The organism is Sphingomonas trueperi, from assembly GCF_011927635.1.
GTDB classification, from domain to species: Bacteria; Pseudomonadota; Alphaproteobacteria; order Sphingomonadales; family Sphingomonadaceae; genus Sphingomonas; species Sphingomonas trueperi.
Genome location: NZ_JAATJB010000007.1, coordinates 18203 through 43550, shown reverse-complemented (window position 1 = coordinate 43550; position 25348 = coordinate 18203). Strand labels below are relative to the sequence as shown.

Annotated in this window: 26 protein-coding genes; 7 read left to right on the top strand and 19 right to left on the bottom strand. The window is 67.8% G+C overall.

Annotation, left to right across the window (positions count from 1 at the left end; all coding sequences use genetic code 11):
* Positions 1 to 26: 26 nt before the first annotated feature.
* From GGR89_RS12500 to GGR89_RS12470, 7 genes are all read right to left on the bottom strand, one after another.
* Entirely contained in the window at positions 27 to 893 is an 867-nt protein-coding gene (locus GGR89_RS12500) for a phytanoyl-CoA dioxygenase family protein (protein WP_125976735.1), read from the bottom strand.
* Positions 890 to 1693: a phytanoyl-CoA dioxygenase family protein gene (locus tag GGR89_RS12495; RefSeq protein ID WP_125976736.1), complete on the bottom strand. Its 804-nt coding sequence runs from the start codon at positions 1691 to 1693 to the stop codon at positions 890 to 892. Before GGR89_RS12495 ends, GGR89_RS12500 begins: the two co-directional genes overlap by 4 nt.
* Positions 1690 to 2766, bottom strand: coding sequence for a prenyltransferase/squalene oxidase repeat-containing protein (locus GGR89_RS12490; protein WP_125976737.1), 1077 nt, complete (start codon positions 2764 to 2766; stop codon positions 1690 to 1692). The genes GGR89_RS12495 and GGR89_RS12490 overlap by 4 nt, the downstream gene beginning before the upstream one ends.
* The gene (locus GGR89_RS12485) at positions 2763 to 3812 is read right to left on the bottom strand and encodes a hypothetical protein (protein ID WP_125976738.1); all 1050 of its coding nucleotides are present in this window, start codon (positions 3810 to 3812) and stop codon (positions 2763 to 2765) included. Before GGR89_RS12485 ends, GGR89_RS12490 begins: the two co-directional genes overlap by 4 nt.
* Positions 3805 to 5097 carry an arginase family protein gene (locus GGR89_RS12480; RefSeq protein ID WP_241217999.1) on the bottom strand — a complete coding sequence of 431 codons (1293 nt, stop codon included), beginning with the start codon at positions 5095 to 5097 and terminating at the stop codon, positions 3805 to 3807. Before GGR89_RS12480 ends, GGR89_RS12485 begins: the two co-directional genes overlap by 8 nt.
* A gap of 518 nt (positions 5098 to 5615) precedes the next feature.
* Entirely contained in the window at positions 5616 to 6242 is a 627-nt protein-coding gene (locus tag GGR89_RS12475; RefSeq protein WP_125976740.1) for a response regulator, read from the bottom strand.
* On the bottom strand, positions 6239 to 6640 hold the full coding sequence (locus GGR89_RS12470; RefSeq protein WP_125976741.1) for an ATP-binding protein: 402 nt from the start codon (positions 6638 to 6640) through the stop codon (positions 6239 to 6241). The genes GGR89_RS12475 and GGR89_RS12470 overlap by 4 nt, the downstream gene beginning before the upstream one ends.
* A 340-nt stretch (positions 6641 to 6980) precedes the next feature.
* Between GGR89_RS12470 and GGR89_RS12465 the strand changes: the two genes are divergently transcribed.
* Entirely contained in the window at positions 6981 to 7406 is a 426-nt protein-coding gene (locus GGR89_RS12465; protein ID WP_125976742.1) for an organic hydroperoxide resistance protein, read from the top strand.
* Positions 7407 to 7599: 193 nt separating this feature from the next.
* On the opposite strand, the gene GGR89_RS12460 is transcribed toward GGR89_RS12465, so the two are convergent.
* The gene (locus GGR89_RS12460; RefSeq protein WP_125976743.1) at positions 7600 to 8967 is read right to left on the bottom strand and encodes a DUF418 domain-containing protein; all 1368 of its coding nucleotides are present in this window, start codon (positions 8965 to 8967) and stop codon (positions 7600 to 7602) included.
* 444 nt (positions 8968 to 9411) lie between these two features.
* Between GGR89_RS12460 and GGR89_RS12455 the strand changes: the two genes are divergently transcribed.
* Together GGR89_RS12455 and GGR89_RS12450 are read left to right on the top strand one after the other, a co-directional pair.
* Positions 9412 to 9861, top strand: a complete 450-nt coding sequence (locus GGR89_RS12455; protein ID WP_125976744.1) for a DoxX family protein — start codon at positions 9412 to 9414, stop codon at positions 9859 to 9861.
* Positions 9862 to 10156: 295 nt separating this feature from the next.
* Positions 10157 to 11095: a hypothetical protein gene (locus GGR89_RS12450; protein ID WP_125976745.1), complete on the top strand. Its 939-nt coding sequence runs from the start codon at positions 10157 to 10159 to the stop codon at positions 11093 to 11095.
* A gap of 42 nt (positions 11096 to 11137) precedes the next feature.
* Here GGR89_RS12450 and GGR89_RS12445 read toward each other — a convergent pair whose 3' ends face one another.
* From GGR89_RS12445 to GGR89_RS12435, 3 genes are all read right to left on the bottom strand, one after another.
* Positions 11138 to 11665 (bottom strand): VOC family protein, encoded by a 528-nt coding sequence (locus GGR89_RS12445; RefSeq protein WP_125976746.1) that lies wholly within the window; start codon positions 11663 to 11665, stop codon positions 11138 to 11140.
* Between the two features lie 149 nt (positions 11666 to 11814).
* On the bottom strand, positions 11815 to 12624 hold the full coding sequence (locus GGR89_RS12440) for an alpha/beta fold hydrolase (RefSeq protein ID WP_125976747.1): 810 nt from the start codon (positions 12622 to 12624) through the stop codon (positions 11815 to 11817).
* Between the two features lie 29 nt (positions 12625 to 12653).
* Complete coding sequence (locus GGR89_RS12435; RefSeq protein ID WP_125976748.1) at positions 12654 to 13073, bottom strand: Ohr family peroxiredoxin; 420 nt, start codon at positions 13071 to 13073, stop codon at positions 12654 to 12656.
* A 121-nt stretch (positions 13074 to 13194) separates the two neighbouring features.
* Between GGR89_RS12435 and GGR89_RS12430 the strand changes: the two genes are divergently transcribed.
* Positions 13195 to 13668: a MarR family winged helix-turn-helix transcriptional regulator gene (locus tag GGR89_RS12430; protein ID WP_425338757.1), complete on the top strand. Its 474-nt coding sequence runs from the start codon at positions 13195 to 13197 to the stop codon at positions 13666 to 13668.
* On the opposite strand, the gene GGR89_RS12425 is transcribed toward GGR89_RS12430, so the two are convergent.
* The 6 genes from GGR89_RS12425 to GGR89_RS12400 form a co-directional block, all read right to left on the bottom strand.
* A complete protein-coding gene (locus tag GGR89_RS12425; RefSeq protein ID WP_125976749.1) occupies positions 13660 to 14421 on the bottom strand; it encodes a response regulator transcription factor in 762 nt (253 codons plus the stop codon). The two genes, GGR89_RS12430 and GGR89_RS12425, sit on opposite strands and share 9 nt — an antisense overlap.
* Positions 14422 to 14507: 86 nt before the next feature.
* Positions 14508 to 16127 carry a GMC family oxidoreductase gene (locus tag GGR89_RS12420; protein WP_125976750.1) on the bottom strand — a complete coding sequence of 540 codons (1620 nt, stop codon included), beginning with the start codon at positions 16125 to 16127 and terminating at the stop codon, positions 14508 to 14510.
* A 319-nt stretch (positions 16128 to 16446) separates the two neighbouring features.
* Entirely contained in the window at positions 16447 to 17643 is a 1197-nt protein-coding gene (locus GGR89_RS12415) for a benzoate/H(+) symporter BenE family transporter (protein WP_277600113.1), read from the bottom strand.
* A 27-nt stretch (positions 17644 to 17670) separates the two neighbouring features.
* Entirely contained in the window at positions 17671 to 18753 is a 1083-nt protein-coding gene (locus tag GGR89_RS12410; protein ID WP_125976752.1) for a GAF domain-containing protein, read from the bottom strand.
* A 411-nt stretch (positions 18754 to 19164) separates the two neighbouring features.
* A complete protein-coding gene (locus GGR89_RS12405; protein WP_164542683.1) occupies positions 19165 to 20442 on the bottom strand; it encodes a cytochrome P450 in 1278 nt (425 codons plus the stop codon).
* Between the two features lie 77 nt (positions 20443 to 20519).
* Positions 20520 to 21425 (bottom strand): alpha/beta fold hydrolase, encoded by a 906-nt coding sequence (locus GGR89_RS12400; protein ID WP_164542684.1) that lies wholly within the window; start codon positions 21423 to 21425, stop codon positions 20520 to 20522.
* A gap of 406 nt (positions 21426 to 21831) precedes the next feature.
* Between GGR89_RS12400 and GGR89_RS12395 the strand changes: the two genes are divergently transcribed.
* Entirely contained in the window at positions 21832 to 22557 is a 726-nt protein-coding gene (locus GGR89_RS12395) for a hypothetical protein (RefSeq protein WP_125976755.1), read from the top strand.
* 78 nt (positions 22558 to 22635) lie between these two features.
* Positions 22636 to 23058, top strand: a complete 423-nt coding sequence (locus GGR89_RS12390) for an Ohr family peroxiredoxin (RefSeq protein ID WP_125976756.1) — start codon at positions 22636 to 22638, stop codon at positions 23056 to 23058.
* Positions 23059 to 23179: 121 nt separating this feature from the next.
* Here the strand turns inward: GGR89_RS12390 and GGR89_RS12385 are convergent, their stop codons facing one another.
* Both GGR89_RS12385 and GGR89_RS12380 read right to left on the bottom strand, forming a co-directional pair.
* Complete coding sequence (locus tag GGR89_RS12385; RefSeq protein ID WP_125976757.1) at positions 23180 to 23968, bottom strand: SDR family oxidoreductase; 789 nt, start codon at positions 23966 to 23968, stop codon at positions 23180 to 23182.
* The gene (locus tag GGR89_RS12380; protein ID WP_125976772.1) at positions 23965 to 24294 is read right to left on the bottom strand and encodes a nuclear transport factor 2 family protein; all 330 of its coding nucleotides are present in this window, start codon (positions 24292 to 24294) and stop codon (positions 23965 to 23967) included. The genes GGR89_RS12385 and GGR89_RS12380 overlap by 4 nt, the downstream gene beginning before the upstream one ends.
* A gap of 96 nt (positions 24295 to 24390) precedes the next feature.
* Between GGR89_RS12380 and GGR89_RS12375 the strand changes: the two genes are divergently transcribed.
* Positions 24391 to 25302 carry a LysR family transcriptional regulator gene (locus GGR89_RS12375; RefSeq protein WP_125976758.1) on the top strand — a complete coding sequence of 304 codons (912 nt, stop codon included), beginning with the start codon at positions 24391 to 24393 and terminating at the stop codon, positions 25300 to 25302.
* Positions 25303 to 25348: the final 46 nt, after the last annotated feature.

The window sequence follows — 25348 nt, the reverse complement described above, 5'->3', positions numbered from 1 at the left end:
CCTCTTATGGATGGTCCGGATTGCGTTCAGCGCGCGAACACCAGCGGCGTCATCGGGCCGGCGGCGATCTCGCCCGGCGCGAGGCCGGGTAGCGACGTGTCGCGGTTCTGCTTGCGGATCAGGCGCGCGAAAAAGTCCTGCGGCGGGGCATCGCGGGTCATCGGCCGCTCGGCTGCCAGCCTTGCGCCATCGGCGAAGAACACGATCACGATCGCCTCGCGAAGCTGCTCGGCGGTGTTCGAGCGCGAACTGTGCATCGTCCAGGCCGAGTGCACGGCGATGTCCCCCGCGTCGAGCCGGCCGTAATTGTGGATCGCAAGCCCCCGCGCGCGCATGTCCGCCTCGAACGCGTCCATCGCTTCGTCGTCGCCGGTCGAGGGCGCGATGAAGCCGTGGCGATGCGAGCCGGTGACATAGCTCATCGGCGCCAGTTCGGGCACGATGTCGGTCAGCGGGATCCACATGGTGACGATCTGATCGGTATCGAGCGGCATGAAATAGGCGTCCTGGTGCCACGGCGTGTTGGCGCCGCCCGGCCCCTTGAAATAGCTCTGGTCGCGGAAAAGCCGGACGGCATCGACACCCATCAGGTCGGCGGCGATCTCCCCCAGCCGCGGCGCCAGCACGAACAGCCGCGCGACCGGATCGAGCGTCCACAGATTGTTGACGAACATCCAGTTCTTGCCATTGCCGGCGACCTTCTGCTCCATCGCGTGCTGGTCGTCGTTCGAGCGGGCGACGGCCGCTTTCAGCGCGGGGCGATAGGCGGCGATCTCGTCGGGCGTGAGCACGTTGCGGAGCAGGACATGGCCATCCCTTTGGAAGCTGGCGATCGTCTCGGGCGCGAGGGCGAACGTGCCGTCGAGGGGCGGCGGGTCCACGAGCAGCGTCATGATCTCACTCCTCCAGCTTCGATATCGGGGTCGCGATAGACCAGGGGAACCGCGTCGCCGCGGGCAGGCGCACCGGGTTCCAGGCCGCCCAGTGCCGCTGCCAGCAGGCTCGCCATCATCGGCGGGCCGCCTTCGGCCGATCGGACCAGCGCGCCATCGGGGAAATAGCTGATCGCCAGCGCCTCGCGGGGATGGTCGGACCGGTTCGGCGCGGAGCGATGCGCGGTCCAGCCGCTGTGCAGCGAGACGTCGCCGGGCTGCATCGGCGGATTGGTGAAAAGCGGATAGCGGGTCTCGATGCCGGCGAGGTCGATCGGCCCCGCGCGATGCGAACCGCTGGCAAAGGTCAGCGCGCCGCTGTCCTCGCCAACCGGCACCAGCGGCAGCCACAGCGTCACCACGGCATCGCAGGCGAGGGGGATATAGCCCATGTCCTGGTGCCAGGGCGTCGCCATGCCCCCGGCCGGCTTGTAGAAGCCGTTGAAGTGGAGCACGCGCACCGCCGGCGCCCCCAGCGCCTGCGCGGCGATCCTGCCCAGCACGGGCGCGCAGACCAGGCTGCGCACCGCCGCCGGCGCGGCGGCGAGGCTGAACACCGTGCGGGTCGCGCTTGCCCCCAGCGACCGCTCAAACCCGTTGAGCTCGGCATGACATTGGGCGACATAGGCACGAAGCGGTGCTGCTGCGGCGAGAACGGCCTCGCGCGGCGCGGCACCGGGCAGCATGCAATGGCCCTGATCGACGAAGGTGCCGATCTCGAGCGTGTCGGTCGCGCGCGTGAGCAGCGTCGCGGCAGTCACGCGGCTGCTCCCTTGGTGACCGCCCGCAGCGCGCGCAGCGCCGTCGCCGCGCCGAAAATGCCGCGATGGTCCGGGCTGAAATTGGTAAAGGTCGCGGCGAGCCCCTCCAGCGATGCCGGTGGGTCCGCGGGCATGCCTTGCCAGCGCGTCCAACGGACGTCCTCGGGCGGGTCGATCGCGTGCGGCGGGGGCACCCGCAGCCGGGCGGTCGGCCCCCATCCGCCACTGTCTCGCTGCCACGCGGCGAGCGCAGCGGCACCGGCGCGGGCGGCACGGCGCGCGTCCGCCTGATCGGATGCTTCCGCGAGCGCATGGGTGGCGCAGGCAAGGGCAAAGGCCGGACGGATCGCGCCCTGCGCCGCCGCCAACAGCGAGGCCCGGCGGATCAGCCAGCCGGTCGCGCGCTCGATCGCCGGGCGGTGGGCCGTGGCGTCCAGCTTGGCCAGTGCCCGCACCGCCTCGCTCGTGGCATATTCGCGGTCGAACCAGAAATAGGCGGGCCAGCTGCCATCGTCCGCCTGCCGGTCCAGCAGATAGGGGGCGAGCGTATCCGCATGCGGAGCAAGGTGCGCGCCGGCGGCGGAAACGCAGGCGTGCGACTGCGTCCAGCCGTCAAAGGAAATGAAGGCGGGCAGGCCGACATAGCCGCGAATGGCGGCGGGATCGGCATAGGTGGCCAGTCCGCCATCGGGCCGGACATGGCGCGCCAGGAACGCAAAGCCGCGCTGCGCCGCCGGCGATTCCGCCTGCGCCAGCCCATCGGCCAGGCGGAGGGCCCAGAGGCTGCTATCGGCATCGCCAGGGACGCCTGGGTTATAGCTCCAGCCGCCTTCTGGCAGGCTGTGTTCCCGCAGGAATCGCCAGGCTCGCTCCGCCGCGGCGCGCGGTGCCGTATCCTCTCCGTCGCCGAGCAGGGCTTCGGCCGTATAGGCGGTTACCCAGCTGTCGCTGAGACCCGCGGGCAGCAGGAAGTCGCGCCAGCTGCCGCCTGGATCCTGCCGCGCCAGCAGGAAATCCACGGTACGCGCTGCGGCGGCGCCGATGTCCGCCTGCCGATCGAGCAGCGCCGTCATCCGCCCTGCTCCACGTCGCGCAGCGCGATGCCGAAATAGCCCTTGGCCTGGGCGCGGCCATCCCCGGCCAGCACCAGCTTGACATGGCTCAGCCCGCGCAGCAGCAACCGCGGCACCCCGTCCAGCACGACGTGCTGATGCCCGGTCCAGTCGAGCAGCGCCGCATGCTTGGCGGGCGTGAGCACGCCGCCGTCGGACAGCGCCTGCCAGATCCCCGCCCAGCGACCTTCGCGATGCGGCTGGCGCGACCAGCTTCCCGAGCGGAAGTTCGGCTCGATGCCGATATGCGGAAACACCTGTGCGGCGATGTCGAAGTGCAGGCCGATGAAATCGCAATGTGGCGCCAGCGCCGCCAGCCAATGGTCGAGCGCGGCGCGATCCCCGGCCCAGCCGATCGCATCGAGATAGGCCGGCACGGCGGCGAGCGGCAGGTCGAAGATGCACAGGCGAACCGCCTGGATCGGCCGGCTCAGCATCACCCCGATCTGGAAATCCCCGGTGCCCGCCGGGCAGGCGCGGAAGGCGCGATCGAGGCTGTCGTGCAGCGCCGCACTGTACGCGCCGTCGAACAGTTCGGGGAACAGCGTGTGCTGCATCCACTCCCAGGGGCGCGCCGTCTGCGGCTCGTCGGGCCAATAGCCGAACAGCAGGTTCGGCGCGGGATCCGCCTCGCCCGCATCGAATTCCAGCCAGGTCGAGGCGGCATCGGCAAAGGGATCGGCATGGGTTTGCTGCCAATGCCGATAGAAACGGCCGATGCGTTGCCAGGTGCCGGTGCCCGAGCCGATCGCATCGGCGGCCAGCAGCCGTGCCCCTTTCGGGGAAAGGTTCAGCGCGCAATCGGTCGACTGCGCGGCGCCTTCCCCCAGGCGGCATTCGAACCCGAAGAACTGGACGGCGTGGAGCGGGAACAGCGCGCCGACCCGCCGGCTATGGTCGAAGCTGGTGGGGGACATCAGCAGCGGTGGCAGCAGCGGCGCGATCTGGTCGAACGCGGCGGCAAGGCTGCCCTGCTCGACGACGGGGTCTGCGGTCAGGCTATGCATGGTCGGCAGGCTCCAACGACGGTACCGACGTCGCAGTGGGCGCCGTCCTTCCCGTCGCCCCCTCCGCCGGACCGGTCGTTCGCCGCGTATAGGAGGCGAGGGGATCGAAGGGCACGCCGGCAAGCAGCAACCGGCGCAGCAGCCCCGCAGCGCAAAGTGCGGCGCCGTTGGTCGCGCGCTCGGACTGGCCCACCTCGACGATGTCCCAGCCGACCAGCCGGAATCGCTGTGCCGCCGCGTCCACCAGGTCGAGTGCCTGGTGATAGCTGATGCCGCCGGGGAGGGGGGTGCCCGTCTCCGGCGCATGGATCGGGTCGATGCAGTCGATGTCGAAGCTCAGATAATAGGGAATGTCCCGCGGCAGGCCGGCGAAAACCGCATCCGTCGAAAGCTGTCGCAGCTCGCGCGCACTGACATAATCGACTCGAGGGTCGTGGTGCAGGCTGGCGGCAGCGGCCGTTTCGAACGTGCGCAGCCCGAACTGCCGCAACACGCGCAGGTTCGGCCGTGCCAGCGCGCGGTGGAACACGTTGGCGTGCGTGACATAGTGAAATTGTGCGCCCGCGGGCGGCCAGAGATCGTGATGCGCGTCGAAATGGAGAATGCCCAGCGCCGGCCAGTGGCGAAGATGCGCCTCGATCGCGAAGGCGGTGCAGGAATGATCCCCGCCGAGCATCGCCGGCACGCAGCCCTGCGACAGGAGGATCTCGCTCAACAGCGAGAGGCGCGGCCCATAGCTGGCGATGCCTTCGCCGACCAGTCCCGCGACGTCGCCAAGATCCCCGACCGATGGAAGCGAGGCAGCATAGGATCGACGCATCTCGAAATCGAGACAGACGCGGTCCTTGCCAGCCGCCGCGGAAGGCGCGGCAAACGGGACCTGCGCGTGGCGGCGTATCTCGGACGGGCCTGCACGTGCACCACCGCGACCGCTCGATGCGACATCGGTCGGCGCGCCGAAGAGGACGATGTCGGGCTTGCTTCCCGGTTCGAGGAGTTTCGACAGGGTCAGCGGACCGCCAATTGCGGCGGCGGTCTGGGTGAGTAGCTGGTCCGCCGCCACCAGCAGCGCGTGGCGGATCGCCGTCGGCACGTCTCGCGCCTGAGCCTGCGCCCGTCCGAACCATTCATGAAGCGGCCTGGGTCGCGCGAAAAATTCGAGAAGTTCCACTATATCCCGGTGGAAGCTCTTCTCGGTGCCCGCCGCCAGATTGGCTACCGAAATCGTCTCGCCTCTATCGATAATGCGCAACCCGGGCACGGTCACGAACACGGTATCGACCATATCTGCCAAGGGATTCATCCTGACGCCCCGACCGAGTATTTCGCTTTTACGGATAATATCTGTAAATGTGCGAGAAATGCGGCATTAAAACGGGCGACCGATTTGTACGCAGCGCATCACAGTCTGGCAATTTTTTGACAGACAAGTGATATGACAATGATTCTTGCTATGTTTGTGTGGAAGGGTATTTACGAGGAAAAGGAGAGTCAAGTTGATTGTGTCCGAGTGGAACTAATCATTCGTTGGATTTGCGAAGCGTGCGCCGCAAGAACCATGCGGCCGTGCCGGCGAATTTGATGCTTTTGCCGAAGCGGGGTTGTGGTGCGATCATCGCTTGGCGCAAGATACCGGACGCCCTTGCGTCGGAAGAGGGCGGCTGAGAGGAGGCTGGGCCGAAGCGTTCGCAACGTCGCTCGCGCCGCTGCGCTATGGGGAGAGTGCCGTGCCGCCCTCTTTCGCGCGTGGCGGTGCCGTCCGTAGCTGGCAGCGCAATGCGGCTATTCCAAGCGGCGGTGGCGTCAAAGGTTGATGATCCCTCGCCTGAGCGCGGTCGTCACCGCCTGGGTTCGATCGCTGACGCCCAACTTCTGAAAGATCGTGCGCAGATGCGCTTTCACGGTTTGTTCGGAGACGCGTAGCTCATGGGCCACGAGCTTGTTTGCTTTGCCTGCGGACACAAGGGTGAGAATTTCGACCTCGCGATCGCTGAGCGGCTCTTCGGCGGAATGTAGCGCGATTTCCTGGGCGACGTCCGCGGGGATGAACCGGCGGCCGCCATGTACGGTCCGGATCGCGGTCAGCAGTTCGTCGATCAGAGAACTTTTGAGGAGGTATCCGTACGCTCCGGCCTTCAGCGCTTTTACCGCCTGAACATCGCCGGGATAGGTGGTCAGGACGATGATGCGCGCATTGGGCGCAAGGTCACGGATCCGGCTGATCGCCTCGATTCCAGGCAGAATCGGCATCTGCAGGTCCATCAGCGTGATGTCGGGTCGCATCCGCTCGAATGCCGCGACCGCCTCCGCACCGTTTGCCGCTTCTCCGACTATTTCGAGATCGGGCTCAGGCGCAACTATTCCCGCGATACCCTGTCGCAGCAGCACATGGTCGTCTGCCACCAAGATGCGAATGGGCTTCGACGTCATGGCCGTACCCGCCGGGCGATGCGACATATCAAACCATCGACGCCAAATCGCCGCGCCGGATCGTCCCGATCTGCCGTGCTGTCGGGGAGGACGAGCCTCAGTTCGGTGCCATCGCCCAAAGGACTGTTCACAACGAGTCGACCTCCTATCGGTTCGGCGGGCTCCCGCATCCCGCGCAATCCATCATGGCGCGGCCGTTCGTCTTGCGCCAGCACCTCGGGCGGGATGCCCATCCCGTCGTCCCGCAGCACCAGGCTCGGCCGTCCACGGTTCCCAACCAGCGGGACGGTCGCCACGGTTGCTCGCGCATGCTGCCGGCCATCGGACATCGCCTCCCGGTACATCCGAATAGCCTCTTGCTGTGCACCCTGATCCGCCGGGGCGCGTAGCGCGACCATGCCGCGTCGGCACCGCCCAAAAGATCAGGGCGGCGATACCCCATCTTGGGATGCGGTATCATGCGGGCGCCTGCTAGCCGCGAACGGGGATTTGCCGCCCGCCGCGCCGCTGCAGACTGCCGATGAAGCCATGTCGATGGAGGAAGGGATGAACGGAGATGCATAGGATCGCCCGCTTGCGCCGCAAGGTGATGCGATGGCTCGCCCGGGAAGCCCGCGAGGGGGGCGGCCCAGCTCGGCGCTTTCCATCCGCGATCGGGCCATTGGGCCGGGTGATGGGGAGCGGATGCAACCACGCATCGCGCACCGTTGCCCCCCCGGATCCCGGAAAGGGCATGTGATGGAGATCCTCTACGAAACACGCGCACGCGTGGTAGGTGGGCGCACCGGCAACGCGACGATCGACGACGGTGCGCTTGCGCTCAGGCTCACCAGCCCGCCCGCGCTGGGCGGCGGCGACAGCGGCGGGACGAATCCGGAGCAGCTATTCGCCACCAGCTATGCGGCATGCTTCCTGAGCGCGCTTCGGTTCGTGGCCCATCGGCGGCCGCTGGTGGTCCCGGAGGGAAGCGCCGTGGTCGCGTCGGTCGGCATTGGCATGCGCGAGGACTGTGCCGGCTTTGGCTTGGCGGTGACACTGTCGATCAGCTTGCCGGGACTGGAGCCAAGCATCGCGGCCGAACTCGTGGAGGAGGCGGAGCAGGTCTGCCCCTATTCCCACTTGATGCGGAACGGAGTGGATATCTCCGTGGGTATTCGCGATTGAGGCGTGCGTGCGGGCAGCCGGAACGTCCGGCCGGCGCCGCTGCGCGCGCATGTTCTCACCTGCCTCGGGAGAACGGGCACAACCGCTCCGGCAGCGCGTGGATAGGGCAATGTCGATGCGCCGCATTGCCCTCGGATCGCAGGATGAAGTGCAGTGCATCGGGAATGGCCCCCAGGCGACGACAAGGGCTCGCTCAGCAAAGGGGCGCGCGCGGTCGCATGCGCGCGAGGACAATCGGCTGGCGCTTCCAATAGGTCAGCGATCGCCACGCCCATTCGAGCGGACCGAATTCGAAGACGCGGAGCCAGAGCAGGCTGAAGACGATGTTGAAGGTCCAGACGCCGATCACCACCAGCATCATCTGATAGTGTTCCAGCGTGTCGACCGGCAGCAGGTAGGTCCAGGCGAACAGCGTGCGGCACAGGATGCTGGTGAAAAGATAGTTGGTAAGCGCCATGCGGCCGACCGCCGCCAGGCAGCGCTGGAGCGGCATCAACGCGCCCTGGCGTACCAGCAGGAGGAGGATGGACGCGTTGGCGAGGCACCCCGGAATGGCCTGGAACTCGTAGGGCAGCATCATCGCGACCGTGGTGACGCTGCTGCTGAAGTCGTAGTGCGAGGCTTGGACCAACCCCCCGAGGACGATCGGCCAGGCGATGCCATATCCGGCCAGGGCGACCTTCGCGTACGTGGCCGATGTCAGCTGGCCGGTGAGGAACCCCGTCCTGAACAAGCCCATCCCGGCGATGAGAAGCCCCAGCGTCTCGAGAATCCAGCCCGAGGCGAAGATGCTCGTGACGAACTCCCGATAGGCGGCGGCGGGCAGGCTGCTGACGTAGGAACGCGGTTGCTCGGGCATCGGCGTGGCCAGTGCTTTCAATTGCGCGCTGCGCGCCGCCTCGGCCGCGTGCAGCGCGACCAGCTGTGCGGCCGTCGGCAGCGCACCTCGTGCGAGCGCGCCCCGTCCGTCCGCTTCCAGCTGCGCGGTTGCCCAAGAGGCCGGGATGTTCATCGCCTGCGAGATGCCGAACGTCCCGCCGACGAGTGCCACCGACAATCCGATTGCCACGAGCCGGCGGCCGGGGAGGTGACGGAGCGGATACAGCACCAACAAGGCGCCCGACGCGTAGAAGAGAAGGACGTCGCCGCTCCAGATCAGCGTTCCGTGCAATGCACCGATCAGCAGCAGCCACAAGTTGCGACGATGGAAGATGGCTGCCGCCATGCCCGCATCATGTCGCTGCTCGAGGCGCTGCAGCAGAAGCAGCGCGCTGGCGCCGAACAGCATCGAGAAGAGCGCGCGCATCTTGCCTTCGAACAGAAGCCATTGGATCGCCATGACGACCAGATTCAGTTCCGGTTGCTCTCCCGAGGAGGAGATGACGCGCAGTGGTACGTTGAAGGCGACGCTGGGTGACCCCGCGAACAGCTGAATGTTGATCACGAGGATTCCGAGCAGCGCGGCTCCGCGCAACACGTCCAATGCCGCCAACCGGTCGCGTTGGGGTACGGGAGCCGGTTGCGCTGCGCGGGCGCGCGAGCCTTCTGTTGCATCCTGCATGCGAACGATCCTGTTTGGGAGGAAGCGGCAGTGGTGGCGCCGGTCGCGCTACATCCAGGCTGCGAAATCGAGGAATCATGTTGCCGACGGAATTTGGTGGGCGCACGCGCACTTCGGTGCGGCGGGCGTCCATATTGCACCTGTAGCCGATGGTGCGTGCCCGGTAGTCGGAGCGTCGCGCCAACGGGCCAATCGAGTGGCATGTCCGAGCCTGATTCCTGTCGGCCGCGCGGGATACGACGCGCGGTTTGGGATGCCCTGCTGCTGGGCTTCTGCGCCCAACACCATGCCCAATATCCCATGGCTTCGACGGCGGCCTTGATGGACGCATTGCACGCGCGGACCGCGAAGCGAAACCGCGGCGCGGCCGTCGAGAGTGGGGCCGTGCATGGTCACTCCGCCTGGTCGCGCGCATCATCCTGGAGAAAGAGCTTGCCCGAATGTATGACGAAGCTTCTGCGCGCGCCGGCGATGGCATGCCTCGCCCGCACGCTGTTGACGTTGCCCTTCTGGGTCAGCGGGGTCTCGAAGCTGCTGTTCTTCGACGCCGGCGTCGTCGAGATGGCGCGCGCCGGATTGGAACCTGCCGTCGCCTTCAATATCGCGACGATCGTGGTGCAACTGGCGGGATCGGCGCTCATCATCCTCGACCGGGGTGCCTGGCTCGGTGCGGGCGCTTTGGGATCGTTCACCGCGTTGACGATCCTGCTCGTCCACCGGTTCTGGGCCATCGCCGACGAGCCTTTCCGGACCATCGCGCTGCACGTCTCGACCGAGCATCTAGGCCTGATCGGCGGCCTGCTCTGCGTCGCCGTCCTCGCGGTCCGCCAGGAGCAGCCGGACCGCGCCCGTCACAAGCCGCCCGCCCATGGTCGACCGGAGGTGCGTCGATGATCGACACCGCTGCCGGCGGATTCAGGACCTTGCCCGTGCCACGCGCATGCTGGCGCGCCTCGGTGCATCGCTCAGGCAGCGGGCAACCGATTCTGCCAGCCGCGCGGCGTTCGCTCGCATCGTGGCGCTGTCCCGCACCCGTCCTGCGCTTGCCGCCGCAGCGTGCTGCCTACATCTTGAGGACGAAGCGATGGGCATCTGGTCGTGCCGATCCCGGACGCTCGGAATCGCCGCACCGGGCCGGCGGGCGTAGAGGCACCTGCATGATTCCAGTGGATCGCTCAGGAGATTTGCCATGAACCTTCGCCTCGTTCTTGCGGCCATGATCGCTTCGCCCTGCGTCGCACCCCCGGCATCGGCCACGCCGCTCCTCGATCCTCCGGCCTCCTGTGCAAGGCAGTTCGATCCGGCGACGCCACTGCGCGCGCGGGTGGGGGAGCCTTCGTCCGAGGTTCTCGCGGCCTATCGGGGATCGGGCGCCACCGGCGTCGGGCCGCACAGGCTTTCGGACGTCGAGTGGCAGCAGGTGGATGCGGCGATCGCGGCGCTGCCGCAGCGACACCGCGACATCCTGCGGCGGCACCTGCGCCGTATCAGCTTCATCGAGGCCTCCACTGGTGCGGGCAACGCGCTCACCAGCCGCGTCGAAGCGGCGTGCGGAGAGGCGCTGTTCGACCTCACGCTTCGCGCTGGCCTGTTCCGAGAGACGCTGAGCGATTTCCTCACCACCAAGGAGGCGGGGCTGTTCCAGGGCGACGGCTCCGGCACCACGGTGCGCATCGAGGCCGGGAAGATGCCTGCGGTCCCCTATATCCTGTTGCACGAAAGCACCCATATCGTCGACGGGGTGCTCGGCTTGGCGACGCGGGACGCCTTCCGCGAAGGAGTCTGGGCAAAAGAGGGGGGCAGGGCGCTGGCCCCGGGCCTCGCGGCGAACCCGGTCGGCAGCATTGCCTGGCGCGGTGGTGCCAGGCGTCCGATCGGCGAGGCGGCGGCACTCTATGGCGGCCTGCGGCAGACGCCGTTCACATCGCTGTACGGGAGTGTTGCGCCGGGGGAGGACCTCGCCGAATTGGTCGCATGGCAGCAGCTTGCATCGCGCTGGAAGGTTCGGCCCGCCATCGTCGTGCGCGGTGCGGACGCGAAGGTCCGGCTTCGTTACCGGCCGCTCGCGACACCCGCGGTCCGCGCGCGCATGCGCCGCGTGGCCGTGCTGCTGGGCACGGCATCCTGAGCGGCGGGCCGGGAACGGAGCCCGCCGCCCAGCGCCCGCGCGTCAGGCGTCGCGGGGAAGGTGATTGTTGACCGTGCGGTCGCCGGCCAGCCAGCGGGTCAGCGCATCGCGTGGCGCCTCGCGCGTGTCGGCGCCGGGATGGTCCGGATCGACGCACAGCTCGATCGTCTGGCCATCGGGATCCTCGACATAGAGCGAGCGGGCATAGCCGTGGTGGAACGCCATGGCGGGGATCCCGGCTTTCTCCAGCCGCTCGCGCAAGGCGGCCTGCTGCTCGGGCGCGATCTTCAGCGCGAGATGGACGAACAGCCCCTGCCGCTTGGCCGCATAGCGCGCCTGCAGCTCGGCATCGGCGAAGTGGAAGAAGGAAAGCGAACTGCCATCGGCGAGGCCGTAGGAGGCGAGCCCGAATGCATGCGGTACGCCGCCCAGCACTTCCCGTTCGATCCAGAAGTCGGTGAGCGGCAGGCCGAGCACGTCCTCGTAGAAATGGCGGGTGCGCTCATGGTCGGAAGAGACATAGGCGGCGTGATGGAGCCGCGCCGGGAGCAGCGAAGATAGGGAGGTCATGCGATAGGCTTTCCTGCTGGAGTGGAAGCACGGAATCTGGGACGCTGCGGCTACCGCTGCGTCACGCAGCGGGGCGGTTTCCCAACGATCGTAGTGCACCGTCGCGCACGGGCAGGGAGCATGCGGCGCCTGCTCCCTGCCGCTATCGCTCAGTTCGACTTGCGCTTGTGCGCGGCGTGCTTGGCGGCACCGTCGATCACGTCCGCGACCACCGCGGACTGAGTCATGAACACCGCATGGCTCGCCTTCACCTCGGTCACCTCGGCGCCGATCTTGGTCGCCATGCTGTGCAGCATGCGCTGGTCGAACGCCTTGTCGTCGGTAGCGATCACCGCCCAGCTCGGCCGCGTCTTCCAGGCGGCGTTCTGCAGCTTGACCCCGAACGAAGCCATCGCGATCGGCACCTGCGAATCCCGCAGGAAGGCGGCTTCCGCATCGGTGGCATCGGCGGCGAAGCCGGCCTGGAACTTGGCCGGGTCGATATAGCCGAACCCGTCCGGCGTCGTCTTCAGCACGAACTCGGGCGGGGTGGTGAAGCCCTTATACTGGTCGGCCGTCGTTTCGCCGGCATCGGGGGAGAGTGCGGAGACGTAGACCAGGCCGGTCACCTTGGGGTGGACGCCTGCTTCCGTGATGACCGTACCGCCCCAGCTATGCCCGACCAGGATGGTGGGGCCATCCTGCTGGTCCAACGCGCGCCTGGTGGCGGCGACGTCGTCGGCCAGCGAGGTGAGCGGGTTCTGGACGATCGTCACGCGGTAGCCGCGGCGGGTGAGATTATCGTAAACGGCGCGCCAGCCGGAACCGTCGGCGAAGGCGCCGTGGACCAGGACCACGTTGCGGGCAGCGGCCGGCGCCGGTGCGGCCTGCCGGGCGGTGGCGACGCCGGGGGCGGCGGCAACCGCGGTGAAGGCGAGTGCGCCAAGGGCGGCGATGAAGGTGCGCTTGTTGGTCGTCATGGGTCTACTCCTCTCGGTTCGTTGGCAAATCAGGCGATGGGAAGCTGGACGCGGTGCCCGTGGCGGGCGAGGGATGAGAGCGGGCAGATGTCGCCGGCTTCTTCGATCAGGCTGCCGGCCAGCTGCTCGGGCAGGCCCGGCAGGGTTACCGACAAGGCCACCGACAGATCGAACCCGATCGCGTCCTGGCGCAGGCCGATGCCAAGGACGGCTTCGACGCTGCTGTCGACGGGCAGCGCGACCTTGCGGCGCCGTGCGACGGTGCGGAGCGCACGCAGGAAGCAGGTGGCATATCCGGAGGCGAGCAGTTGCTCGGGATTGATCCCCTCGCCGGAGCCGCCAAGCGCCGGCGGTGCGCTGATGCGCAACGTCAGGCCGGCATCTGCGATGGTCAGCACGCCCTCCTCGCCACCGGCAGCACGGGCGCTTGTCTGGTACAGCATGTCCATTGCAACCTCCACCGGGATAACAGTTATCGCGATAACCGTTATCCCTGATTCACGTGCTCTTGTCCACCAGATTTTTATCGCGATATATATTCTCGCGGATTGGTGCCCAGAGGAGCAGGACGTGACGGATCAGGAGGCAGGGCCGGTAGGGCTGGAGCACCAGCTCTGCTTTTCGGTCTATTCGGCGGGCATGGCGATCCAGCGGCTGTACAAGCCGCTGCTCGACCGGCTCGGGCTGACCTATCCGCAATATCTGGTGCTCAACGTGCTGTGGCGCGACGACCAGCTGCCGATCGGCCACATCGCCGAGCGCCTCGCGCTCGAACCGAGCACGCTGACGCCGCTGCTCAAGCGGCTCGAAGCCGCGGGGTTTCTGCGGCGCACGCGCAATCCGGAGAATGAGCGCCAGGTGATCGTCGCGCTCACCGATGCGGGGCGCGCGATGCGGGCGCAGGCGCGCTGCCTCAACGAGGCGCTGCTCGCGGCGTCCGGAGACACGGTGCGTGCGCTGGGCGACCTCAACGCCCGGATCATCCGCCTCCGCGATGCCGTGTACGCGCGCGGCATGGACGACACCGACCCCCTCTCAGAATAGCGATTCAACCTCGGCCTCCAGCCGATAGCCGAACCCGCGCTCGGTCTTGATCAGCGCCTCGCCGCCCGGCGCCCGCGCCAGCTTCTTGCGCAGTCGCAGGACCTGCACGTCGACGCTGCGGTCGAAGATGTCGTCGTGGGCGCGGGTAGCGCGCATCAGGTGGACGCGCGACAGTGATCGGCCGGGTGCCTCGAGCAAGGCGGCGAGCAGGCTGTACTCGCCCTTGGTGAGATCGATCTGGGTGCCGTCGGGTGCGATCAGCGCGCGTTCGGCATGGCGCATCTCCCAGCCGGCGAAGCGATAGCCGCCGCGGAGGGGGGCGCTGACGACGCGGCCCAGCTCCTGCCGGCGCAGCACCGCGCGGACGCGTGCCACCAGCTCGGCGAGGTTGAGCGTACCCGCGAGAAAGTCGTCGGCGCCCAGCTCGAGGCCGACGATCGTGCTCACGCTGTCGGCCTCGCCATCGGCGTACAGGATCACCGGCACGTCCGAGCGGCCGCGGATCTCGCGCAGCACGTCGAGCGCGTTGCGGCTGCGCAGGCGTGCGCTCAGGACGACGAGGCTCAGCTGACGGCTGTGCAGCTGGTGGGCGACATCGCGCGCGCCCGAACCGATCGCGGTCCAGCGATGGTCGCGCAGATAGGCGAGGATATGGTCGCGTCCACGCTGGTCTTCGTCGACGACGAGAATGCGGCCGATGCTGGTCGCGCGGTGGACCTGTTCCTGAAATGCATGCGTGGGAAAGCGGTACATGGTGGAACTCCGCAAAGGACGTGCGCCCGGGTGGGGAGTGCCGGATATGCCTGCGATCCGCTGGCACACCCGGCGCAGCCGGCGGGTCAGAGCTGATGCGCCGCGCGCAGGCTTGCCGCCGCCTGTTCGCCGATGATCGCGCAGGGCGCCTGGGTGTTGCCGGTCGTGACGCGCGGCAGGACCGAGCCATCGGCGATGCGCAGGCCCTCGACGCCGTAGACGCGGAGCGACCCGTCGACGACCGACATGCTGTCACGACCCATCTTGGCGGTGCAGGTCTGGTGCCAGTAGGTCACCGCCGAATCGCGGACATAGTCCTTCAGCGCCTCTCCGCGCAGATCGCCGGGCATCACCTCGCCGCGGACCAGCGGTCGGAACGCCCGGGCGTTGCCGAGTTCGCGGCAGAGCTCGATGCACGCCAGCGCGGCGGTCATGTCGGCAGGGTCCGACAGCATGTTCGCATCGATCTGCAGCGCCGCCGCCGGATCGTCGCTGCGCAGCCGCAAACGCCCGCGACTCTGCGGCTGGGCGAGGCCGGCGAACATCGTCCAACCATGCTCGGGCACGCCGCGCGCGGCGGTCCGCTCGCTCGGCACCGGGAACTCGACCTGGCAGAACAGCAGGTCGGGGGCGGTCAGTTCGGGACGGCTCTTCCAGTAGAGCGTCGCCTCGCTGCCGCTGTTACGGGGCGCGATCGGCTCGGCATATTCCCAGGTGCAGCCGAACGACACATGGTCCTGCAGATTGGCGCCCACACCCGGCAGATGCTGGCGGACGGGAATGCCCACCCGGCGCAGTTCCGCCTCGTCGCCGATGCCCGAATGCATCAGCACCTTGGGCGTCTGCATCGCGCCCATCGAGAGCACCACTTCCTGCCGCGCGCCGATCCGCGTGCGCGCGCCGCCATGAAGGAGGTCGACGCCGACGGCGCGATTGCCCTCGAAGGCGATCCGCTCGACCGTCGCGCCGGTCATCACGGTGAGGTTGGGGCGATCGAGATAGGGCTGGACATAGGCACGGAACAGCGACTGGCGACGCCCGTCGCGCACCAGCATGTCGGTGATCGCGGCGCCACCTTCGCTTTCCATCATCCGGCCGTTCGGGCTGTCGAAGGTGGGGATGCCCAGTTCGCTGGCGGCATCGAGCAGCGCGTGCGCGATCGGGCTCGGATCGGCGGCGGGTTGCACCCATACCGGGCCGTCCGTGCCGCGATGGCTCGGGTCGGGCGCGCCCCGCCAGTTCTCGATGCGGCGATAGATGTCGAGTACGTTCTGGTAGTTCCACCGCGCGTCGCCGCTTTCCGCAGCGAAATGTTCCCAGTCGCTGCGGTGGCCGCGCGCCCAGACCATCACGTTAATGCTGGAGCCGCCGCCCAGGCCCTTGCCCATCGACATCGGCAAGGCGCGGCCGTTCAGGTGCGGATTGGGCTCGGCGGTGAAGCCCCAGTCGCGCTCGGTGCCGAGATTGGTCGGCCACAGGGCGGGGTTCAGCACCGACTCCGCTTCGTCGCTGCCGCCCGCTTCGACGAGCAGGACCTGAACGGCCGCATTCTCGGCCAGCCGCCGGGCAACCACCGAGCCGGAGGAGCCGGCGCCGCAGACGATGAAGTCGTAGGCGGGCTCGAGCTCGGCGGTGAGGCGCGCCTGATTCTCGGCGGCGCGGCGCAGGATGTCGGCTTGGTCGGCAGGATGGGCTTCGGTCATCATCAAACTCCTTCGAATGGCTGAGGCGCCGTCGGGAGGAGGCACGCCTGCTCGTTGGCGCGGCGACGGCGTGGGACACGCCGCCAGCCGCACCCGGGACGGGTGGCTCGCAACTCGATCGTGCCGCCGAACGCAGCAGCAGGGGGACGTTGGCTGCATTCGGTGTTCCGAAGGATTGGGGATTCGTGCTTCGACCTCCGGTGGTGCCGGGGTATCATTTCTATCAAATATGGCAATACTGCCGGATTGAAAATACGGCTACAGACATGTTACGGCAGCGTAGCCGGAGAAGCTCCGCATCCCGGACCGGCGGTTGTCGGGGCTATTGCCGCTTCAGCAGGCGGGCGGCGGAGAGCGCGAGGAGCCCGGCGACGATCCCCCACAGCGCCGAGCCGAGGCCGAAGATCGACACGCCCGAGGCGGTGACGAGCAGGGTGAGAATGGCGGCGTCGCGATCCTCCGGCGCGGTGGCCAGGCTGCCGATCGCCGCGCCCAGCGGCGGGAGCAGCGCAATGCCGGTCAGCGCCGCGATCAGCGTAGTCGGCAATGCCAGGAACTGGCGTACGAGCAGTGGCGCGAACGCGGCGAGCAGCAGGTAGAAGCCGCCATAGAGCAGGCCCGTCTTCCAGCGGCGGCGTGGTTCCGGATCGGCCTCCTCGTTGGTGCAGATCGCCGCCGTGATCGCCGCCAGATTGACCGCATGGCCGCCGAAGGGCGCGGCGGCGAGGCTGGCGAGTCCCGCGCCGAGCAGCAGCGGCGTCGGCCGCGCCGGATATCCCGCGCCGCGCAGCACGGCGAGACCGGGCAGGTTCTGCGACACCAGGGTGACGAAGAACAAGGGCAGCCCGATGCTCGCCAGCGCGCCGGCATCGAACGCGATCGGCGCCGGCACCAGGCTGCCGAACACCGCGCCGGGCACCACGGCGCCGACCTGGCCGCGGATCAGCGCCAGCGCGATACCCGCGGCGAGCACGACGAGCAGCGCATAGACCGGGAAGCGCCGTCGGGCGACGAGGAAGAGGATGACGAGACTCGCCACCAGCAGCGGGTCGACGCTGCCCAGCCGAAACAGGTTGAGGCAGAAGGGCATCAGCACGCCGGCCAGCATCGCCGCGGCGATCGCGTGCGGGATCGCCGCCGCCAGCCGGCCGAGCGCCGGGATCAGGCTGAACGCGATCCCGACCAGTGCCGCGAAGAGGAAGGCGCCGACGGCGACACTCCAGGACACGCCCGACACGCCGGCAAGCAGCGCGGCGCCGGGCGTCGACCAGGCGAGGATCACCGGCACCCGCTGCTGGATCGACAGCACCGCGCTGCCGATCGCGATTCCCAGGCAGAGGGCGGTAAGCGCCGTGCCGATCTGCGGCCCCGTCGCGCCGAGCGCCTGCAGCGCCCGGATCACCAGCGCGACCGTGCCGCCGAACCCGACCAACGCCGCGACGAACGCGGAAATCCAGGCGGACGGCGGCGGCAATCGATGCATCGGCAAGCGCTTTCGATGGGAAAGGGAACGGCGCACGACCGTGAACGCCGCGCGGCGGGAAGGCTAGCGCCTGGCGCGCGTGGCCGAGCGCAGCTTGCGGTCCAGCGCGCGGAGCCGCACCTCGTCCGAGGCGACGGCGGCCAGCGCCTGGATCGTCTTCGCCTCGCGCTCGCGGAGCACCCGCGGCTTGCGGTCGATCACGCACAGCGATCCGACGATGAAGCCGTCACCGTCGATCACCGGTGCGCCGGCATAGAAGCGGAAGCCCGGTTCACCGGCCACTGCGGGGTTGTCGGCGAAGCGCGGGTCGGCCGAAAGGTCGGCGACGGTGAACACGTCGCGCTGCAGGATCGTATGGTTGCAAAAGGCCCAGCTGCGCGGCGTGTCGGCCATGTCGAGGCCGATCTTCGACTTGAACCATTGCTTGGTGGGGGTGAGCAGCGTCAGCAGCGCGATCGGCGCATCGAAGGTCTGGGCGGCGAGCCAGGTCAGCCGATCGAAGCTCTCTTCGGCTTCGGAGTGGAGCAGGCCCGAGCGCTCGACCGCCATCAGTCGCCGCCGTTCGTCCTGCGAAACCGGGAAGGCGACGCCCCAGTCGGCGAATCCCGTATCCTCCGCGACGAACGCCGATCCGCGCAACTGCGCGAGTGCCTGTGCCGGCGTCGCCACGCGCGAAACCCGGCCGGCGAGGTCTGCCGGAACGCAGCCGTCGCCGCCGACGGCAAGGAGCCGGGTCGTCGCGATGGTCTTGTTCGCCGCGAGGCTGCGCAACAGCGGCTGGCTGTTCAGCCCCGAGGTGCAGTCTACCAGCACGGCATAAGGGCGCGCCGAGCCGATCGTGACCAATGCGGCGAGCACATCGTCGAAATAATCGATCACGAAATCGGCTGCGTTGGCGGCGGCGGCGCGATAGTCCGGCAGCCGGTCGCTGGCGGCAACGACGACGAGAACGGCGGACGCCTCAGCCTCCGCGGACGGCTGCTTGCTGTCGATCAGGGCCCGCACATCGGCGAGATAGACCCGGCGGTGGCCGCCGGGCGTCTTCCAGGACGGAATCGTGCCCCCCTCGATCAGGACCTGAGCCGTGCGCACCGAGACCCCCAGCAATTTGGCGGCGTCCGCGGTGGTCAAAATGTCCTTCTTCACGCTTCCGACTCCCTGCCCCCGCCGGACCCTCTCGCAACGTCTTTGCGGCGTCTCCACTCTGCTAGCGCGGTATGGGGCCCGATATATTGATAGAATCGGCAATTTAAAGAGCGGTGAGCCGTTGGGAAGGCGCGGCGAACGGTGCCAGATCGCAATGTCGCTGCGAACGTAACGTCATTTTCGTCGCTTCCTCGCCAATATGGAAACTATCCCGGTGAAGTATCTGCAAAGAGGAACGCGGCGGAGTCTCCCACATGCCACAAGAATCGCTCCGTAGAGGCGATGCCGATCGGGGAGGCGTGGCGCAATGGGAACGGCTGCTCCGATTGGCGCTGCTGTGCTCGCCCTTTTGCGACTGGATGTCTCTGGATGGGGAGGCCGACCGCCTGCGGCAGATCTAAGGGGCCTCGATCACGATAGCCGCACGCGGACGCGCTGATATCCGTGAATGAAGGTGGACGGTATCCGCAGCGGTTCCGCCTCCACTTCGAACGACAGCGCGCGTTCCAGCATGGCTTCCCACAAGGTGCGGATCTGCAGCTCTGCCAGGCGCGCGCCGATGCAGCGGTGCATGCCGGTGCCGAGCGCGAGATGGCGACGGGCATTGTGTCGATCGAGGAGGAAGTCGTCGGGACGTTCGAACAGCGCTTCGTCGCGATTGGCGGAAAGGTACCACAACACCACCTTTTCGCCGCGACGGATGGTTCGGCCGCCGACCGTCACGTCGCGCGTCGCGGTGCGCCGCATATGCGCGATCGGCGTCTGCCAGCGCAGCAACTCGGGCGTGAGATTGGCCAGCAGGTCCCGATCGGCCTGGAGCTTGCGCCATTCCTCGGGGAAACGGTGCATGGCGAGGATGCTGCCGCTGATGCTGTTGCGGGTGGTGTCGTTGCCGCCGACGATGAGCAGCAGGATGTTGCCGTAGAATTCGTCCTTCGGCATGGCGCGGGTGTCGGCGCCCCGCGCGAGGAGCGAAATCAGGTCATCGCCTTCGCTGGCCTCGCGCCGCTCCGCCCAGATCGCGTCGAACGTGCCGAAGCATTCGTGCATCACCCGCAGCTTGTCCTCGAGCGACAGGAAGGCGGGGTGCCCGGGCAGCGCGACCATCGCGTCGGACCAGCGGATCAGATCGCGCGAGCGTGCCTGGGGAAAGCCCAGCAGCAGCGCCAGCGTGCGTGCGCTCAGTTCGATCGAGACGCGGTCGACCCAGTCGAACCAGCTGCCGCGCGGGAGCCCGTCGAGGATGTCCGCGGCCCATTCGCGCAACCGCGGCGCCATCTGCGCCAGCCGCTCGGGCGAGAAGGCCGGCGCCACCGCCCGGCGCTGTTCGGCATGGCGGGGCGGGTCCATCGAGATGAACGCGGGGAAGAATTGCGGGTCGTCGGCGCTGGAGCCGATGGTGATCCCGCCATTGGCGTGCGCCGAGGAGAAGGTCTCGGTATCGAGCTCGATCGCCTCGATGTCGCTGTGGCGCGTGATCGACCAATAGGGCCCGAAGCGGCTCTCCGCGCAATGATGCACCGGCGCCTCGTGGCGCAGCCGGGCGAGATAGTGCGGTGCCAGCCCCGCCGCGAACAGCTCGGGCTGGGCGACGTTGAGCGCGTCGACCGGAAGCCGGTGCAGCGCCTGCTCGAAATGCGCGGCGTCCAGGGTGCCGATGGCCTCGGCCGGGCGGGGATCGTTGCTCATCGGCATATGATGCCGTCCCCCCGGCTACCGTCGTGCTACCGTTCGAGCGGCGGTGGTGACCGGGGTAGCGACGTGCGTTAGCGCTGCAATGCCTCGCGCCGTCGCCCGCACGGTGCGTGCGCGAGGAAGGTCAGCAGCGATCGATTGAACCGGTCGGGCATCTTCCATGGCACGAAGTGGCCGCCGGTCGGAAACAGTTCCAGCCGCGCCGACGGAATGGCACCGGCGAGCGCGCGGAAATGGGCCGGCAGGATGAACTCGTCGTCTTCCGCGCCGGCGATGGTGACCGCCGTGCGGATCGTGGCCAGCTGTGCGGGGCCGATATCCTGCTGCGCCGCCTGCATCGCACGGGTCGCCTCTGCCAGCCGGCCGAACCCGTTCGGATCGGGGGCCAGTGCCGCATAGTCCGCGGCGAGGCGCGGCACGATAGTGGCGAGAATGGGGGCATCGTCCGCGCCCGGCCGCACGCTCGCCTTGTCCATGTTGGCACCGAAGGCATAGACCGCGCAGGGCCGGGCATTCCCGCGCATCGCCAGCATCAGCGCGACGATGCCGCCGTCGCTCCAGCCGATCACGATCGGCCGGGCGAGGTGGAGATGCGCCAGCACCGCGCGCACGTCGTCGGCGAGCAATTCGTACCGCAGGGGATGGGGGCCCAGCGTGCTGCGGCCATGGCCGCGACTGTCGATCAGGATGACGCGATACCCCGCCGCGACCAGTGCCGGCACTTGGCCGTCCCAGCTTCGGCTGCTCGCCATTCCGCCGTGCAGCAGCACCACCGGCGTGCCGTGGCCGATGCTCGCATACCAGATGCGGGCACCGTCGACCTCGACATGGCTGCCCTGGGTCTTCGTCCCGGCGATCGCGCGCGGGGGGTGTTGGTGCTCGGCTTCGTGCTGGGCCATCGCGGGCGAGCAGGCCAGCGCCGCCGCCAAGCCGTGCCAAAGTCCGCGCCGGACGATATGCTTCGCGATTCTTCTCATGATCCATATCCGTTCGGGCGTGCGGCACGCCGGGGCGCCGCAACGCGGAAGAAAAAGGGCCCGGCGCTGGGGCTGCGCCGGGCCAGGGCAACGCCTCCGCTGGAAGAGGCGTCGGGTCGCTCGCGCCTTTTGGCGCGGCTGGATTTCCATCCCGCTTCAGTCTTCACCGTAAGGAATACGATGGTAACGTCCGTGGGATGTGCTGCCGGGTAAACCGCCGTGCATCGGGAATATGTAAACACTCTGGCCGACAACATAGTAAATGCAGATACATTGTTTGTTATGATGCATCACAATAGCTGCCATTACCATTGAAACTCATTACAGCTTTAACGGATGTTTACCAGAAACTACGGGAGCGAGGCCAGCCGCGTTTTTGGGCTGAACAGTTGTTTCTGGAGGATTTGTGCGTAACTTGGTTTCTACACTCGCCGCTGTCGGTGCGTTGTTCGTCACGGTGCCTGCCTTTGCGCAGGCGCGGCCGACCGCAGAAGAGCCCGGCGCCGGATCGATATATGTCGGCGGCTTCCTCGGAGATCGCTTCGGCCGCGAGCAGACCCTGCGCGGCGCGACTCCCGCCGGCCTGCCGCGCGTCATCGAGACCGATGCGAAAGACGGTCTCACGGGTGGCGTTGTTCTCGGTGCGGTGGCCGCTACCGGAGATTGGGGGCGCGCGCGCGTCGAAGCCGAATTCTCGGCCAGCCGCAACACGCTCAAGCGGCTCGATCTGAATGGGCAGCAGCGGACGCTGCTCGAAGGCCGTCGTTCGGTGACCACCGAGATGGTCAACCTCATCTATGATACGCCGCGCATCGCCGAGCGGCTGCGCTTCTCGCTGGGGGCCGGCATCGGCCATGGCGCCATCGACTACGATACGCGCTATCTGGTTGCCGCCGATGGTCCGGCGATCAACATTCCGACGAACGTTTCCGGCAAGGTCGCGCTGCAGGGCATTGCCGGCGCTTCGGTAGCACTCGGCGGCGGCCTCGAACTGGTAGCCGATGTGCGGTACGCCCGGATCGGGCGGCATCAGGTCGAGCGCTTCAATGCGACGGCCGGTACGTTGGATTCGGTGCTCTCGACCCGCTACAGCAACGTGATCGCGACCGGCGGATTCCGCTTCTTCTTCTGAAGCGGAGGGGCCGCGGACGAACGTCGCGGCCCCGTCTATCCCGCGTGCCGACCTGCAGAGGAAAGTGAGAAGGTCGCAATGCACATCCTGTACGAGGCGCGCGCCCGCGTGGTCGGTGGCCGGTCGGGCAGCGCGACCATCGAGGGCGGCGTGCCGGCTATCCCGCTCGCTGCGCCGCGCGCGCTGGGCGGCGACGATGCCGGCGCCAATCCGGAACAGCTTTTCGCCACCAGCCATGCCGCGTGCTTTCTGAGCGCACTGCGCTTCGTGGCGAACCGGCGGCGGCTGGTCCTCGCCGACGACAGCGCAGTGGTCGCGGCAGTGGGGCTCGGCATGCGCGAGGACGGCGCCGGCTTCGGGATCGAGGTGCGGCTGACGGTCAGCCTGCCGGGGCTGGCGCGCGATCTTGCCGCCAGCCTCGTGCAGGAGGCGGACCGGGTCAGCCCCTATTCGCACCTTGCCCGCCACGGGGCAGGGATCCACGTCGCGATAAGCGACTGATGTCGAATCGCGCTCGGAAAGGTGCGGGGCGGGGGCGGCCTTCCTCCCGCGCCTTCGCATCGAACGCGGCGCGACCGGCCGTCCGGTCACACCGCGCTCGAGGGCCGTGCGCGCAGCCCCCTCAGACGGTGCGGATGGTCCCACCGTCGATGACGAACTCGGCGCCGTGGATCGCCGCTGCGCGATCGGCGGCGAGATAGGCGATGAGATCGGCTACCTCTTCGGGCTCGGCACCGCGCCCGATCGGAATCCCCCCGAGGGCATCGAGCACGGACTGGCGCGCCTCCTCGATCGTGCCGCCCTTCGCCGCGCGAAGCCTTTCGAGGAAGGCTCCGGCAGCCTCCGTCATGATCCAGCCGGGCGAGACGGCGTTGACCCGCACGCCCTTCGGACCGAGCTCCTTCGAGATCGCCTTGCTGTAGGTCCGCAGCGCAGCCTTGGCGGCAGCATATCCGGTCGTGGAGTCCGGCAGCGGCAGGACGGCCTGGATCGAGGTGACGTGCACCACGGTGCCGGCGCCGCGCTCGAGCATCTGCGGGATCAGCAGGCGGTCGAGCCGGACGGCCGCCAGCAGATTGAGGTTCAGCTCGGCGAGCCAATGGTCCTCGGTCAGCGCGGCGAAGCCGCCTGCCGGCGCATGCGAGCCGCCGAGAACATGGACGAGGATGTCGATCCCGCCCAGCCGCGCAAGCGCCGCGCTGGCCAAGGCTTCGCCACCTGCAGCGGTGGTCAGGTCCGCCTGCACATAGTCGACGCCCTCGATCGGGTCCTGGACCGTGCGGGCAGCCGTGACGACCCGCGCTCCTCCGGCGAGGAAACGCGCGACCGTGGCGCGGCCCAGGCCCTTCGTGCCACCGCTGACCAGCACGCGCTTGCCGGCGAACTCCGTGGGATCGGCCTTGCCGCTCATACCGTGGCCTCCAGCGTCTTGATGGCGCCGTGCGCCAGGGTGAAGCGGTAGGTGAAGCGGAGCGGGCTGCCCGGGAACGTACCATGGACCGGACCTTCGACGACGAAATCGCCGTCTTCTTCCCGAGCCGTATCGGGCGTGAAGATCGCCTTCACCGGAATCACCTCTTCCTCGATGAGCCGGCGAATGGCCGCATGGCCCACGAAGTGCTTGCCGTTGTCGATGAAAACGGCCTCCTTGCCAAAGGGCTTCAACATGCCATCCCCGTCGAGACGGGCGTTGGCCTCGATATAGTCCGCGATCGGCTTGGGTAGATCTGGTTGCATCTTCATCTCCTGAACGGTGACGAGGCGCATTTAGCGTTTGCGTTTCGGCCTGATAATCGAGACAAATCGGCATAGCATGTTACGGAAATCGGGATAATGAAGCGCCATTCGCTGATCGAGCTGGAGGCGGTTCTCGCCATTGTTCGGTGCGGCTCGTTTCGCGCGGCGGCGCTGGAGCTTGGCATGTCGACGACCGCCGTCAGCAATGCCGTGGGCAAACTCGAACGCGAGCTTTCGGTCCGTCTTTTCAATCGCACCACGCGCAGCGTCTCTCTCACCTATGCGGGCAGAGTGTTCGTTGCGCAGATCAAGCCGGCGCTCGAGGATATCCAGAAGGCGATGAACACGGCCCGCGCCCAGCAGGAGACGCCGTCGGGCACCTTGCGCATCAACGCCTTCGCGACGGCGGCGCGCGAGATCATGGCGCCGCTGATCCTCAGCTATCTGCAGCGATATCCCCAGGTTCATATCGACCTCGTGACGGAGGGGCGGCTTGTCGACGTCGTCGCGGCGGGCTTTGATCTCGGCGTGCGCAGCGCGGACCTGGTACCCGCCGACGCGATCGCCATTCCGCTCGGCCAAGTCCGACGCATGGCGATTGCCGCATCGCCCGCCTTTTTCGAGAACCGGGCGATACCGCAACTGCCGCGGGAGCTGCTCGCCTACCCTTGCATTCGTGTCCGGCTACCCAATGGCGCGTTGTTCAGATGGCGGTTCGAGAAGGACGGCGAACAGCTGCAGCTCGATGTCGATGGTCCGATGACCCTCGACGAAGCCTCGCTCGCCCGAATCGCGGTGACGAACGGTTTGGGCATCGGCTATTTCATGGAAGCGGATGTCTGCGACGATATAAAGGCGGGGCGGCTCGTGCGCATTCTTGAAGACTGGACCCCGCCGCTGGTTCCATTGTGCCTCTATTATTCCAATCGGCGCAATTCTTCCGCGGCCTTTCAAGCGTTCATCGCGCTCGCGCGCGAATTCGCGGCCGGGCGCGTGCGGCAGCATTGAACCTGGAGCGGGTGCCCGGTCGCCGCGATCCTCTCCATCGTGTTCG